14 protein-coding genes are annotated in these 14,056 nt (G+C 64.1%); 1 reads left to right on the forward strand and 13 read right to left on the reverse strand.

The window, feature by feature from the left end:
* Positions 1-28: 28 nt before the first annotated feature.
* A complete protein-coding gene (locus GEMMAAP_RS03325) occupies positions 29-2,161 on the reverse strand; it encodes a potassium transporter Kup (RefSeq protein WP_238588178.1) in 2,133 nt (710 codons plus the stop codon).
* A gap of 94 nt (positions 2,162-2,255) precedes the next feature.
* Between GEMMAAP_RS03325 and GEMMAAP_RS03330 the strand changes: the two genes are divergently transcribed.
* A complete protein-coding gene (locus tag GEMMAAP_RS03330; RefSeq protein WP_158514711.1) occupies positions 2,256-3,374 on the forward strand; it encodes an outer membrane beta-barrel protein in 1,119 nt (372 codons plus the stop codon).
* A gap of 154 nt (positions 3,375-3,528) precedes the next feature.
* Here GEMMAAP_RS03330 and GEMMAAP_RS03335 read toward each other — a convergent pair whose 3' ends face one another.
* From GEMMAAP_RS03335 to GEMMAAP_RS03390, 12 genes are all read right to left on the reverse strand, one after another.
* On the reverse strand, positions 3,529-4,875 hold the full coding sequence (locus GEMMAAP_RS03335) for a TolC family protein (RefSeq protein WP_158514712.1): 1,347 nt from the start codon (positions 4,873-4,875) through the stop codon (positions 3,529-3,531).
* Between the two features lie 17 nt (positions 4,876-4,892).
* The gene (locus GEMMAAP_RS03340; protein WP_026849414.1) at positions 4,893-5,288 is read right to left on the reverse strand and encodes a hypothetical protein; all 396 of its coding nucleotides are present in this window, start codon (positions 5,286-5,288) and stop codon (positions 4,893-4,895) included.
* Between the two features lie 12 nt (positions 5,289-5,300).
* On the reverse strand, positions 5,301-5,687 hold the full coding sequence (locus tag GEMMAAP_RS03345; protein WP_145978975.1) for a hypothetical protein: 387 nt from the start codon (positions 5,685-5,687) through the stop codon (positions 5,301-5,303).
* 47 nt (positions 5,688-5,734) lie between these two features.
* Positions 5,735-6,298 carry an RNA polymerase sigma factor gene (locus GEMMAAP_RS03350; RefSeq protein ID WP_082821022.1) on the reverse strand — a complete coding sequence of 188 codons (564 nt, stop codon included), beginning with the start codon at positions 6,296-6,298 and terminating at the stop codon, positions 5,735-5,737.
* An 80-nt stretch (positions 6,299-6,378) separates the two neighbouring features.
* A complete protein-coding gene (locus tag GEMMAAP_RS03355) occupies positions 6,379-6,999 on the reverse strand; it encodes an HDIG domain-containing metalloprotein (RefSeq protein WP_026849416.1) in 621 nt (206 codons plus the stop codon).
* Positions 7,000-7,077: 78 nt separating this feature from the next.
* Positions 7,078-8,709 carry a DHA2 family efflux MFS transporter permease subunit gene (locus tag GEMMAAP_RS03360; RefSeq protein ID WP_145978976.1) on the reverse strand — a complete coding sequence of 544 codons (1,632 nt, stop codon included), beginning with the start codon at positions 8,707-8,709 and terminating at the stop codon, positions 7,078-7,080.
* Between the two features lie 12 nt (positions 8,710-8,721).
* The gene (locus tag GEMMAAP_RS03365; RefSeq protein WP_026849418.1) at positions 8,722-9,753 is read right to left on the reverse strand and encodes an HlyD family secretion protein; all 1,032 of its coding nucleotides are present in this window, start codon (positions 9,751-9,753) and stop codon (positions 8,722-8,724) included.
* A 165-nt stretch (positions 9,754-9,918) separates the two neighbouring features.
* A complete protein-coding gene (locus tag GEMMAAP_RS03370; protein WP_026849419.1) occupies positions 9,919-11,262 on the reverse strand; it encodes a TolC family protein in 1,344 nt (447 codons plus the stop codon).
* Positions 11,262-11,912 carry a TetR/AcrR family transcriptional regulator gene (locus GEMMAAP_RS03375; RefSeq protein ID WP_053334019.1) on the reverse strand — a complete coding sequence of 217 codons (651 nt, stop codon included), beginning with the start codon at positions 11,910-11,912 and terminating at the stop codon, positions 11,262-11,264. The genes GEMMAAP_RS03370 and GEMMAAP_RS03375 overlap by 1 nt, the downstream gene beginning before the upstream one ends.
* A gap of 94 nt (positions 11,913-12,006) precedes the next feature.
* A complete protein-coding gene (locus GEMMAAP_RS03380; protein ID WP_026849420.1) occupies positions 12,007-12,192 on the reverse strand; it encodes a hypothetical protein in 186 nt (61 codons plus the stop codon).
* A gap of 36 nt (positions 12,193-12,228) precedes the next feature.
* Positions 12,229-12,690: a peptidylprolyl isomerase gene (locus GEMMAAP_RS03385; protein ID WP_026849421.1), complete on the reverse strand. Its 462-nt coding sequence runs from the start codon at positions 12,688-12,690 to the stop codon at positions 12,229-12,231.
* Positions 12,691-13,170: 480 nt separating this feature from the next.
* Entirely contained in the window at positions 13,171-13,869 is a 699-nt protein-coding gene (locus GEMMAAP_RS03390) for a sugar transferase (protein WP_053334020.1), read from the reverse strand.
* Positions 13,870-14,056 lie beyond the last annotated feature (187 nt).

Raw genomic sequence — 14,056 nt, forward strand, 5'->3', positions numbered from 1 at the left:
ATTCTCATGCTGCATGTGGGACGAACCGCTAGAACTCGATCTGCGTCCCCAATTCCACCACGCGGTTGGGTGGGATGCAGAAGAACTCTGTGGCCGAGCGGGCGTTCCGCGACATGATGGCAAAGATGATTTTGCGCCACCGCGACAGCACGATGCGGTCGCCGGGTTTTGCCCCAACGGGGATAAGGCGCTCGCGCCCCAGGAAGTAGCTGGTCTCCATGGGCTTGCAGCGAATACCCATCTGGTCCACCACTTCGAGGACGTTGGGCACGTTGGGCGTTTGCATGAACCCGTACGACGCCACGACCCGCCAGAAGCCGTGCCCCAGCGAGGTCACGCGCACCCGTTCCGACGCATTGGTTTCCGGCACATCGGCGGTTTTCACCGACACCAGCAACACCCGCTCGTGCAGCACCTTGTTGTGCTTGAGGTGGTGCAGCAGCACCGGCGGCACGCCATCGTCGCTGCCCGTCATGAACACGGCCGTGCCCGCCACGCGGTGCACCTTCGACTTCTCCACGCCATCGAGGAACAGGCCAATGGGCATGGTGCCATCGGTCAGGCGGTCGGACAACAGGCGACGTCCACGCTTCCACGTGAGCATGAGCATGAACAACACCACGCCCAGGGCCATGGGTACCCAGCCGCCGTTCAGCAGCTTCACGATGTTCGCGCTGAAGAAGAACAGATCCACCGTCACGAAGACTGACACCAGCAGCATGGCCTTCCACGGTTCCCACCGGAAGCGGAGCCGCGCCACCATGTAAAAGAGCACACTCGTAATGAGCATCGTGCCCGTGACGGCAATGCCGTACGCTGCGCCCAGCGCCGAGGTATTCTGGAACGACACCACGATGATGAGACAGCCAATCGCGATGAACCAGTTGACCTCGGGGATATAGATCTGCCCTTCTTCTTCCACCGACGTATGCCGGATCTCCATACGGGGAATGAAGCCCAGGGCAATGCCCTGACGCGTCGTGGAGAAGGCGCCGGAGATCATGGCCTGTGACGCCACAATGGCGGCCAGGGTGGCGATGATCAGCAGCGGAATGAGAAACCAGTCGGGCGCGAGCAGAAAGAAGGGGTTCTCCGACGCTGAAGGATTCTCCAGCAGCAGCGCCCCCTGACCGAAGTAGTTCAGCAGCAGCGACGGAAAGACGAGCAACACCCAGGCGTAACGAATCGGCTTGCGGCCAAAATGTCCCATGTCGGCGTAGAGGGCCTCACCGCCGGTGATGACCAGCACCACCGAGCCCAGCACGAAAAACGCCATCGTTCCATGCGCGCGCACGAACGCGACGGCGTACATGGGGTTCACCGCGGCCAGAATGGACGGCTGCTGCAGAATCTCGTGCAACCCCAGCACCGCAATGGTGATGAACCACACCAGAGTAATCGGACCGAACGCCTTGCCTACCAGGTCGGTCCCAAAGCGCTGCACCGCGAACAGCGTACTGAGAATCACCACCGTAATGGGGACGATATACGCCTTCAGCGATGGCACGGCATACTCAAGTCCTTCCATGGCGCCCAGCACCGACATGGCCGGCGTAATGATGCCGTCGCCGTACAGCAGCGCGGTGCCGAAGAGGGCCAGCGCGACAAAAATGCCCCCCTTTGTAAAGCTTTGCGGCGTGCCGCGCGGAAAGATCAGCGCGAGCAGGGCGAATTGGCCGCCTTCACCACGATTGTCGGCGCGCAGGACGAAACTGATGTACTTGACGCTGATGACCAGCGTGAGTGCCCAGACAATCAGCGAGAGAATGCCAAACACGTTCTCTCGCGTGGGGGTCAGCCCGTAGGCGTGACCAAATATCTCCTTGACCGAGTACAGCGGACTGGTGCCGATGTCGCCGTACACGACCCCAAGGGCGGTCAGCGTCAGAATTGCCAGCCGTTTCCCGGTGGGATTCTGTTCCTTGTGGTGCCCGCCGGCGTGCGACTGGACGGGAAACATGCCGGTATGGGCATGGAGCTCGTCGCCTGGCTGTGCTGATAGCGCATCGACCTTCCCCGGCTCAGCAATCGGGCCGGTGGGGTGCCGAAGCGGCTCCCCATTGGTAGAAGGGGGCTCTTCGGTCGCCTGCACGTCCTTGGCGGATTCTGAAACGGCCTCGGATTTTTCAACCGAGGCCGGGATCTTCTGGTCGTCGGACATGGGGTTGTTTCGGGAAGCCTCAATCTACCGTAATGACGACAAAAACGTAGGGAAGCTACAGGTGCTAACCTTCCACCGTTCCCTCAACCTTGTCATGCGACGACGTGCACTCCTCGCGGCCGCAGCGCTCCTGACGGCCGCCCCCGGCTCCTTCCTGGCCCAAGCGGTCTCCCCGCCGCCTGCGGATTCCACCCTACGGGTGTCGATGGGCGGCTTTCTCGACACGTATCTGGCATGGGACACCGGCCGGCCCCGCTCCCTCGACCGTGGCTATACCACGCAGGCGGTACGGCACGGCGAGTTCAACGTGAACCTCGCCTTTCTCGACGCCACCCTGACCGCGCCACGGGTACGGGGCCGTCTTGCGCTGCAGGCCGGCACCTCGGTGCAGGCCAACTACGCCGGTGAACCGCGTACTGGTCAGGTGAGCGGGCCGGAGCTGGCCCGCCTCCTCCAGGAAGCCTACGCCGGGTTTGCCGTGCGCCCCGATCTGTGGGTTGATGCCGGGGTCTTTTACTCCAATGTCGGCATGGAAGGGTGGGTGTCGCGTGACAATCTCACGTACACCCGCTCGCTGGTGGCAGACTTCTCCCCCTACTACTCCGCCGGCCTGCGGGCCACGTGGCAGGCCACCAGCCGCCTCACCGCTCGCATCGATCTGATCAACGGCTGGCAGATCATTTCGGAAAACAACGAGGCCAAGACCCTCGGCGCCCGTCTTGATTACGCCCTCTCGCCCGCCTCAAAGGTGAGCTGGTATGCGCTGGCGGGCCATGAGCCCGGCGTGGGGCTGCGCGCCTTCAATGGACTGGGGTTCAGCACCCGTCGTGCCAACGGACTGGAACTCAGCGGTCAGGTTGATCTGGGCACACAACAGCGCGACGACTCCATCACGATGGCTCCGCAGCGCAACCGCTGGTATGGCACCATGCTCACGGCGCGCCTGCCCATCAACCGCTCCGTCAGCCTCACCGGTCGCGTCGAGCGCTTTGTCGATGAAGAGCAGGCGGTCGTCGTAACGCCCGTTACCCAGGGCATGCGCGCCAACGGCGCGTCCGTTGGTCTCGATGCGCGCCTCGCGTCGCTCCTCATGTGGCGGAGCGAGGCCCGGTTGCTGCGCGCTGATGCCGACATCTTCCCCGATCGGCGCGCCGCCAATGAGCGGTCACGAAACAACGCACTGCTGGTCACGTCGCTGGCGGTGACGTTTTAGTCACAGCAGCCCCTGCCAACGGCCATCTGTGTGGCTGCCGTCTGCCGTCTTGCGGTTTCGCACAAACCCAACACCCAAAACACAAACCCACGACCCAAAACTGATCAGTTCCGGGTCGTGGGTTCGAGTTACGGGTCGTGAGTATTCGTAAGCCCTACAATTCCCGCCCGATCAATGCACTCAGCTGCGCCCGCGCAATGCGCCCGTCAAAACGCGCCTGAATGAGCGCCTGACGCGCCTGATTCAGCTGCGTCTGTGACGTGAGCAGATCGAGCAGCGTGCTCGCGCCCAGCGCGTAGCGCTGCTGCTGCACCCGCAGATCTTCTTCGGCCGCGGCAATGGCCGCCATCTGCACCTGCACGCGCGCCTGCGCATTGTTCAGCGCGCGCAGCTGCTGCGTAAGATTCTGCCGCGCCCCCAATCGCGCATCGCGCAACTGCGCTTCGGCGTTGCGCATGGCCACATCGCTCTGCACCGTCTGCTGTTCACGAATGAGCCCGTTGAACAGCGGATAGCTGAAATTGAAATTCAGCTGCTGCCGATTGGGGTTACCCCCCGAGAAGAGCCACAAATCGCTGCTCGAAAATTTCGAACTCGTTTGCGTGTACGAGTAGTTGTACGACATGGTGAGCGACGGCAGATACGCCGACCGCTGTGACTTGCGGCTGGCCCGGGCCGCCATGAGGCTGGCCTCCGACTGCATCACCGCCGGGCTCCGGCCAATGAGGGCTTCCAGCTCGGGCTCGGTGGGCAGCTCGGCCAGCGTGTCCGTGCTGTCTTCGAGAGCCGGCGTTACCAGCAGCTGCGACCCGATCACGCGCGTCAGCGCGGCATTGGCCACCCGCAAGTCGTTCTGCGACGTCAGCACGGCCAGCTGGGCGTTCCCCAGCTGAATGGCCGAACGCAGCGAGTCGGATTTGGTGGCCACCCCCGCAGCAAAGCGCGCCGACGAGGCCTTGAGCTGCTGTTCGGCCTGCTCCAGCTGGGCCCGCGCCGCGGCCTCGCTTTCGCGCGCCGCCAGCGCGGCGTAGAACTGCTGCTTGGTCTGCAGCGCGGCATCGAAGCGGGCCTGAATGGTGGCCGCATCCGCCGCATCGGCGGTGGCACGTGTGCGCGACAGTTCGTACCAGCGCTGGTTGCCATCGAACAGCTGCAGCGTGGCGGCCAGCCCGTTGTTGTAGTTCCACGGGTCACCGCGCAGCGGTACGAGGGTACCCTGGAAGAACTGCACACCCTGCGAGCGTGCACTGCCGGCGTTCATGGTGAGCGTGGGAATGTACGCCGCCACGGCCGACCGACCGGCCGCTGCAGCGGTACGCTCCTGTCCCCGTGCCGCCACAACCGCGGGGGCGTTCCGCTGGGCCTGTTCAATGGCCTCGCGCAGCCGAATGGGGCGCGCCTCTTCCTCTGAGCGCGTCTGCGCCCCGGAAGACAACGGGGCGGCCAACAGCACCGCCCCTGCCAACGCGACTGCCCTGCGGTACATCGATTGATCCATCATGCGAAACATCGGACCGGTCACCTGGGGGTCCCGCGCGCCTTCGCCGCACTGTCGGCGATGCGCTGGTTGCGTTCAATGAGCCGACGAAAGCTGTCCTTCTGTGCTTCATCCAGCGGCGTCATCATGAGCACGCGTGCACTGTCACGCACGGAATCGAGCGCGGGGCGCACGATGGCCATGATTTCGCGGGAGCGCGCCCGACGCCACTCCCAGGCCGAGTCCACGACCGCCTTCTGGTCGGCGGTGAGCTGCAACTCCCGGGCGAGTTCCTCACGCACCGATTTGTCGTCGTTGAGCATGACTACCGGCTTGCTCACTACACGAGCCGCCGCAAACCCCAGCGCACTGCCGGTCAGCAGCGCGCCGAGGATGAACATCATGGCCAGCGATTTGGGACGGGGGGTGGTAGACATCTCGCGAGCCGCTTAGTAGTCGAGCGGATTCAGAAACCGTTCCGGCGCATCAGGGGAGAGATGCCGGCGCCCGCCCGTGAGCGTGGTGCCTTCAAGCGGTAGCGGCATAGCGGTTTCCACCGCCGCCCGTGCCGCCATTTCCTGCGCCTTGGCGTTGTCCTGCTGGTCGCGCACGAACGAGGCCCCGGCCGCCAGCAGCGCCAGCGTGGCGGCGATCATACCCGCCGCGCGAATTTCCGCGCCGCGCAGTTCGGCAAAACCACTCCACCACGACGGCCGCAGCTCACGCACCACCCCGCTGGTGGCCAGCGAGATGCGCTGCATGATGCTGTGCTCCATCCCTTCCCAATACGCTTCGCTGCGTGGCGCCGCATAGTGCGCCGACAACGAGGCAGTCACTTGAGGATCCGCGCCTGGGCTGCGCCCGTCGTCGTTCCGTGTGACAGTCATGATTCACTCCGAAGATTGCTCAGCTGGCGCCGCAAGTGCGCCCGGGCATGATGCAGGTCCGACCGGGCCGTACCCTCGGGAATTCCGAGAAGGGCACCGATCTCCGCGTGCTTGTATCCCTCGACGTCATGCAGCACAATCACCGCGCGCTGCCGTTCGCCGAGCGTATTCAGCGCGCGCGACAGTCGCGCACGCAGTTCATCTGCTTCAGCCGGATCCTTGTGCGGACTCGACAAGGTTTCCGGTAACTCATCGGCATCGCGCACCTTCCGACGGCGTGCAATGTCCAACGCGGCGTTCGCCACAATTCGGTGCAGCCACGCCCCGAACGCCTGCTCAGGACGAAACCGTTCGAGCGCGCGGAAGGCATGCAGAAACCCTTCCTGCACCGCATCCTCGGCATCGTCATGGGATAAGACGATTGCGCGGGCCACAGCGTAAGCACGCCGCTGGTGACGGCGCACCAGCCCCGCAAACGCCACGTTGTCCCCCGCCTGAGCCGAGAGCACCAGCTCCCGCTCCTCGAGCGCCTCGGCCGTCATGGGTCGCTCAGGACCCATACGGAGAGTTCCCTCGAGGGGAACAGCAAAAGGCGTTGGAAGTGGGATGGCAGTCACGGGATCGGGTGGGTTCACCCGAATTACGCATCGCTGGAAATCGTCGTTGAAGCCGAGGCTGCCGGCGGGACCCCGCCAAGCCCCAAGGCCTCGGCGTTTTCCTGCATGGCGGCCAGCACAATGCCGATATGCTCGTCCAGCGGCACGCCCAGCGCCTCGGCCCCCTGCACGATATCGTCCCGGTTTACCCCGCGGGCGAAGGCCTTGTCCTTCATTTTCTTCCGGACGCCAGCCACATCCACGTCCCGCACCGCCTTGGACGGCTTCACCAGCGCCGAGGCGGTGATGAGCCCGGTGAGCTCGTCTACCGCAAAGAGCGCCTTGGCCATGGTGCTGACCCGCGGGACCCCGGTGTAATGGGCGTGCCCCAGCACCGCCTCGCAGATGGCCTCCGGCCACCCGAGCGACCGCAGGTGGCGCACCCCTTCGGCCGGATGCTCCGCGTCCGCTGCCTGTGCTTCGTTGGGAAAGCGCTCGTAGTCGAAGTCGTGGATGAGCCCGGCAACGCCCCAGCTCTCCTGATCTTCACCCAGCTTCAGGGCGTACGCCCGCATGGCCGTTTCCACGGCCAGCATGTGTTTCCGCAAAGACTCGGACTGGGTCCACTCGTGGACCAGCGACAAAGCATCGGCGCGCGTGGGCATTCGTGCATTCTGGTGGAATGGGGGCGGGAGGGCAACCACGGAACCATACGACCGGCACCCCCCCGCCGCGGTACTGGCTCAGTGCGCGTCCACCTTGACCGGAACAGTTCGCCCCGTTCTCCAGAGCAGCAGCAACGGCAGCGCACTCACCAGCAGCACACCGGAGATGAGGTAAATGCGTGAGAACGCCATCACGCTGGCCTGCGCGCCCATCTGGCGGTCCATCACCATGAGCGCCTGTTGTTTGGCCGTGGCCACATCAAAGCCGCGCGCCACCATGCCACGGGTAAGGCCGCCCAGCCGCTCCATGGTGGCCGGGTCGTAGCTGCCCACATGCTCCGCCAGCAGCGCCTTGTGCACCTTGGTCTGGTGCGAAAGCATCGTGGCCATGACGGCAATGCCCAGGGAGCCGCCCAACTGCCGCATAAGATTGAACATGCCGGTGCCCTGTCCCAGCTTCTGCATGGGCAGGCCGGCCATACTCGCACCCGTGAGGGGGACAAAGAGGAGTCCCAGTCCCACGCCGCGCAAAATGAGCGGCCAGAACATGTCGTCCGGCCCCGCATCGAGGGTGAGCTGGGACAACGTGTACATGGACGCCAGAAAGAGCAGGGCACCCACCACAATGAGCGGGCGCGCGTCAATCTTTGACGCCGCACGACCCATAATGCCCATGCTTACCGCACTGGCAATCGCCCCCGGCAGAATGACCATCCCCGTTTGCTGCGCGGTGTAACCGTGCAGCGTTTGCAGGAACACCGGCAGGACAAACACCGAGCCGTACAGCGCCACCCCGAGGAAGGCCGCAAAGGCCACCCCCGGCGCCAGCTGCCGCGACTTGAGGACGCGGAAATCGATGATGGGTTCGTCGATGGTGAGCTCGCGCCACACCAGCAACACTGCCGATACCACCGACACGATGGCCAGCATGGTCACGAAGCGCGATTCAAACCAGTCGAACCGTTCGCCGCGCTCCAGCATCCACTGCAGTGAGCCCACCGCGAGCGTCAGCAGCACAATGCCCAGCACATCCACCGAACTTGCGCGTACCTGGTGCGCCGCATCCTTCACGTAGGCCCACACCATCAGGCCGGCAATGATTCCCAACGGTACGTTGATGTAAAAAATCCACGGCCACGCGTACGCATCCACAATGAAGCCGCCCAACGTGGGCCCCAGCGTAGGCCCCACCATGACGCCCACGCCGAAGATGGCCTGCCCAATGCCCCGCTCCTGCGGCGGGAACGCCTCAAAGAGCGTGGTTTGCGCGGTACTCAGCAGCGCGCCGCCCCCCAGCCCCTGCAGCACGCGCCAGAACACCAGCCCCCACAGCGAGGTGGCCGCGCCGCAGAAAAAACTGGCCACCACAAAAATGGCAATCGAGCCCGTGAGATACCGTTGCCGGCCAAAGTAGGCCGACAGCCAGCTCGACATGGGAATCACGATGACGTTCGCAATGATGTAGCTCGTGCTCACCCACGCGATCTCGTCGAGCGTCGCGCCCAGCGTTCCCATCATGTGCGGAATGGCCACGTTCACGATGCTCGTATCCACCAGTTCGAGCACCGCGGCCAGCGTCACCGCAATCGCAATGAGATACTTGTGCTTGTACTGATCATCCGGCAGCGCTCCGGTTCGCTCGTGTGCATCCGCTTCAGCCGCGGCTTTCAGCTGCTCCACGTGCAACGTGCGCATCACATCGGTACTCACCACGCGCTCCGCTTATTGCACGATGATGTTGGCCAGCACCGACATGCCGGGGCGCAACGGGCGGTCCTTGTCCAGCGCCTTGGTAATGCGAATGCGCACCGGCACCCGCTGTACCACCTTGGTGAAATTGCCGGTGGCGTTATCCGGCGGTAGCAGCGCGAACTTGGCGCCGGTGGCCGACGCAATGCTCTCCACCACGCCTTCCACCGTGGCGCCCGCGTAAGCATCCACTTCCAGCTCCACCTTCTGCCCGGCCCGTACACGCGCCAGCTGCGTTTCCTTCACGTTGGCCGTGACGTACACCCCCGAGTCGGCCACAATGCTCATGAGCGTCTGGCCGGCCTGCACCAGCTGCCCCACTTCCACCTGCTTGCGTGACACGGTGCCCGACAGCGGCGTGGTGATGCTGGTGTACGACAGCTGCAGCGCCGCATTCTCTCGCGCCGCCTCGGCCGCCGCCAACCGCGCCTGCGCCAACCGCACACCCGCTTCCGCGTTGGCAATGCCACTCGTGGCTGCCGACACCTGACGCGACATCGCCTCCAATTGCGCCTCGGCGGCCGTGGCCATGGCCTGCGCCGCATCCAGCTGCGCGAGACTGATGATCTGCTTGGCCGCCAGTTCCTTGGCGCGCGCCAAGTCACTCTGCGCCTTGGTGAGCTGCGCTTGTGCTGCTGCCACCTGCGCCGACCCAACGTCGCGCTGACTCGATGCGGTGCGCACCATGGTCGCTGCCTGCCCATCAACCCCGCGTCCGCCAGCCGTTGCGCGCGCTGCCGCCAGATCCGCGTCGGCCTGCGCCAGCTTCACCGCATACTCCCGATCATCGAGCCGCACGAGTTCGGCGTTGGGTGCGACCGTGGCATTCTCGTCGACCTTCACCGACTGCACATAACCACCCACCTTGGCCACGATGGGCACAATGTGCCCCTCAACCTGCGCGTTGTCGGTGGATTCATGCGTCCGACCATACGACCACTTGGTATACCCCCACCCACCAACACCAACCACCACCGCCCCCAACACGATCAGCCTGATATTCATATATGCGTTAGTAGAAACTGAAAACTCAAAACTCCAACTGAAAACTCAAAACTCCAACTGAAAACTCAAAAGTGATCAGTTGCCGCTTTTGCAACCCAAACCCAAGACTCGAAACTGATCAGTTCCGGGTTCTGGGTTCGAGTAATGAGTCGTGAGTCAACAGCCTCACGGTATCCGGCGGACTTGCCCCATCGCTTTCGCCAGCGCAACCCGGGCGCCCTGGTACGTGGCCAGCGCATCGTTGCGGAGCGTGCGCGCCTGATTGAGCGACAGCAGTGCCGCAATCACATCGCCGTTGCCGGCCACGCCGGCGCGGAATCGCTCCTGCGCCTGCGACACTTCCTGTTCTGCCAACTGCAGTCGTTCGCGCACCGCGTCCACCTGTTCACCGGCCGACGCGAGATCGAGCAGCGCCGTACGCACCTCGAGCGTCCCCTGCGCGCGCAAATCCTTGAGACGCGCATCGGTCTCGCGTGCCACCGCCAACTGTTCTTCCAGTCGCGACTCACGGCGGAAGCCATCAAAAATCCCGACCGACAGCTGCACACCCCACGAATACGTGGGGAGCAACCGCTCGTAGTTGCGCCCAATCACCCCGTGCTCCACCACCGCCGACAGCTGTGGTGTACGTTCCCAGCGAATGGCCTTCGCGGCCTGCTGCTGGGCGCTTTCCTGTGCCTTGAGCGCCCGCACATCGGGGCGCGCGTCCATGGCCGCGGTGAGTGCGTCGCGCTCCGAGGGGAGCGAAGGCTCAAAGGGGAGTGCGGCCAGAGAGTCAGCCAGCTCAAGTGGCCCATCACTGGGCATGCCGGTCACGCGACGCAACTCCAGCATGGTGCGATCGCGTTCGTTGCGCGCCTGAATGATCTGGGCGCGAACACTCGACAGCTGTGATTGCGCGCGCGTGACATCGAGCGCGATGCCTACCCCGGCCTGCAACTGATCCTGCGCAATGCGCACCAGATCGGCCGCGAGGGCACTGTCGGCCCTTCGGGCGCTGAGCTGCGCCTCCGCCCGCGCCGCGCGCACATAGGTGGCCGCTGCCACTGCTGCGGCCCCTTCGGCCTGCGCCTCCAGCTCCGCGCCTGCGGCTCCCGCTGCCCCCTGCGACGCCCGCCACAGCTGATACTTGCCGAGGTCGATGAGCGGCGCCTGCACGCGGTAGCGCAGGTCGATGGTGGGCACCGGACCAAGCAGTTCGCCGTCGGGGCGCAGCAGAGGCTGTCCCGTGACCGGATTGGCAAACGAGAATCCGAATGTTGCCGAATTGAGGGTGCGTTCGGCTTGCTGCACCGCGGCCGCCAGATCGGGGTAGAGCGCGCCGCGTCGCTGCGTCACACGGGCGTTGGCCTGTGCAATGCGTGCCTTGGCCACGTCCACCGCGCCACTCTGTTTGCTGGCGAGGCGTGCGGCATCGCCGAGCGAGAGGCGAGTCTGCGCGTGCAAGGGAGTGGAGAGACCCGCGAGCGCTGCCGCCGCAGCAATGGGTGCAAGAAGACGATGCCGCATCAGCTGGCCGTTGGTTTCAGGGAATGCAGATAGAAATCGAGCATTTGCTCGAGCACCTGGTAGTCGGTCCCCAGGGCAGGGTGCAGGTCGCGATTGGCGGCCCAGGTGGCGTGCGACATCCAGATGGCCGAGTACATGCGGGCGGCAATGGTGGCATCTACCGGGCGGAACTCGCCGCGCTCCACGCCGCGCGCGATGATGGCCGAGACCAGTCGGCGCCCGCGGGCAATGACTTCGTTGGCGTAGAACGCCACGAGATCCGGAAACTGCTTGAGTTCGGCCATGACCAGTCGATGCAGCGTCATGACGCGCTCGGTGCGCAGGAACTCCCACCACGCGGTCCCCAGGAGTCGCAGCAGCGATTCGGCGGAGTCGTTGGGGCCCCACTCGTCGCGTTGCGCTTCACCGGTGGCAATGGCGGTCACGATGGTGCTGTGCACCATCTCCCGAAACAGCGCTTCCTTGTTGGGGAAGTAGAGGTAGATGGTGCCCTTGGCCACACCGGCGCGCTTGGCGATGTCGTCGAGGCGAGCGCCGGCGAGCCCGCGCTCCCCGAATTCATGGAAGGCGGCGTCGAGGATCTGCTGGGGGCGCGCCTCCGGATCCCGCCGGCGCGTGAGCGTTTCGGTACTGACTGGCTGGTCAGTCATACTTTAAATGAAACAAAACTGGATACAAAAGACAACGGGTCCGGCATCGGCCGGACCCGTGTTGACCCCGAAGGGTCGTTCCAACAGAAGGAGCTCAGACGACCGTGGGGGCCACGACCGAGATGGAGGCCTTCTTTTCCGCCTTGTGGTGCTCTGCGAAGCGCGCGTTGGTCCAGAGCACAATGCCGTACAGGATTGCGCCAATGACGATCGCGCCAACAATCAGCCCGGTAAAGGCCGGGCCGATGTCGGGATTGGTGTCGTGCTGATGACCAGCCATGGTGGGTTCGCCTGGGGAGTGATGGTCCGCGACTGCTTACTCGGCGTCGGCCACGCGGACCGATACCATGTGATCATTCTGTGCGATGGACGGCAACAGGTCCAGTCCCGACGTGATCTGGCCGAACACGGTGTGCACGCCATTGAGGTGGCGGGTGTTGGACTCGCTGAGCACCATGAAGAACTGGCTGCCGCCCGTGTCCTTGCCGGCGTGCGCCATGGAGAGCGCGCCCACCTTGTGCTTGTGCGGATTGCCAGCGGTTTCGCACTTGATGCGCCACCCCGGGCCGCCCGTACCCACCGGACCCTTGCCATCCTTGGTGTGCGGGCAGCCTCCCTGCACCACAAAGTCGGCAATCACGCGGTGAAACTTGATGCCATCATAGAAGCCGCTATTGGCCAGCTTCTCAAAGTTCTCAACCGTAATGGGCGCCTCGCCGGCAAACAGCTCGGCGACAATGGTGCCCTTGTTCGTCTCAAAAGTTGCCAACTTGGCCACGGGATATCTCGGTTAGAGGTTCCCGAAAAGTAAACTTTGGGGGGGGAGACGCGCGACTGCCGAGATGAGAATCCGAGGTGAGAGCGTTGAGACTCTCGAGGTGCGATGGATATCGAGTGTGAGAGGCGAGATAACTACGACGATGAGAGGTCCGAGTAGTTGCCTCCGCCCGTGTGTGCCCCCCACTGGCTTGGGGTAACTGCGGGGACGGCCGCCGTGCCGGCGGCGTCCGGGGGGGGCGCTTCGCGCCTCCCCGGGGCGGACGCAAGCACTCGCACCTCCCCGGGCGGACGCAAGCACTCGCACCTCTCAGATCGCTTTCATCTGGCCTCTCACCCTCGATATCCATCGCACCTCGATAGTCTCAACGCTCTCACCTCTTATTCCCGCCTCGGCGGTCTCAGATCTCAGACCCCAAACGACCGAACCCGCCGGCGCTGGGCGCCGGCGGGCTCGATTTCAGATCTCAGATTTCAGATCTCAGTTCGCCCCGAACCGCTTGAGGATGACCGGGACTGTGCGGGCCAGGATCTTGATGTCCGTGCTCAGGGCCCGCTGGTTGAGATAGGTGAGGTCAAAACTCACTTTCCGACGCACGTCGTCCACATTGCTGTCGTATGCCTGCGACACCTGGGCCAGCCCGGTAATGCCGGGGCGCACGCGGTGGCGCAGGGTGTACCCGTCCACCTCGTCCTTGAGCATCATCACGATGCTCGGGCGCTCCGGGCGCGGACCCACCAGGTTCATGTCCCCGCGCAGCACGTTCCACAGCTGCGGCAGCTCATCAATACGGGTCGCCCGCAGGAACGACCCGACCGGTGTGATGCGCGGATCGTTCGAGGTGGCCCACACCGCGCCGGTCCCCTGTTCCGCGTCCACGACCATCGTGCGCAGCTTGTAAATCGTGAAGGGACGGCCACCTATGTTCTCACCACGACGGCATTCCGACTGGTTGCCTCGCGTGCGCCGGTCCAGCCCAACCCGCACCTGCCGGTAAATCACCGGCCCACGTGACGTGAGACGCACGGCCAGCATGGCCAGCAGCAACACGGGCAGTGTGAGCACCATGAGCGCTCCCGCGAACGCCACGTTTGCGGCCCGGACAAGGTCCGGATTTACCCCCACTTCACGCACCGACACGTCCTGATCAATAAATGGAGCGTCCCAAAGGCGCAGCATCGCATTCCTCTCGGTATTCATGAGCAAACCAGTATCTGTTCTCATACCATTTCCTGAGAGCAGAAATCATACCATGAAGTAAAATGCATCTTTAGAAATGTGAAGATCTACCAATTTCCCCACCGGTGGTGTACCAAAATCCTCCATTCCACCATCAGGGATACCTTTCTTTAACTGATCCCAGGGG

It is taken from the genome of Gemmatimonas phototrophica, from assembly GCF_000695095.2.
GTDB lineage: Bacteria > Gemmatimonadota > Gemmatimonadetes > Gemmatimonadales > Gemmatimonadaceae > Gemmatimonas > Gemmatimonas phototrophica.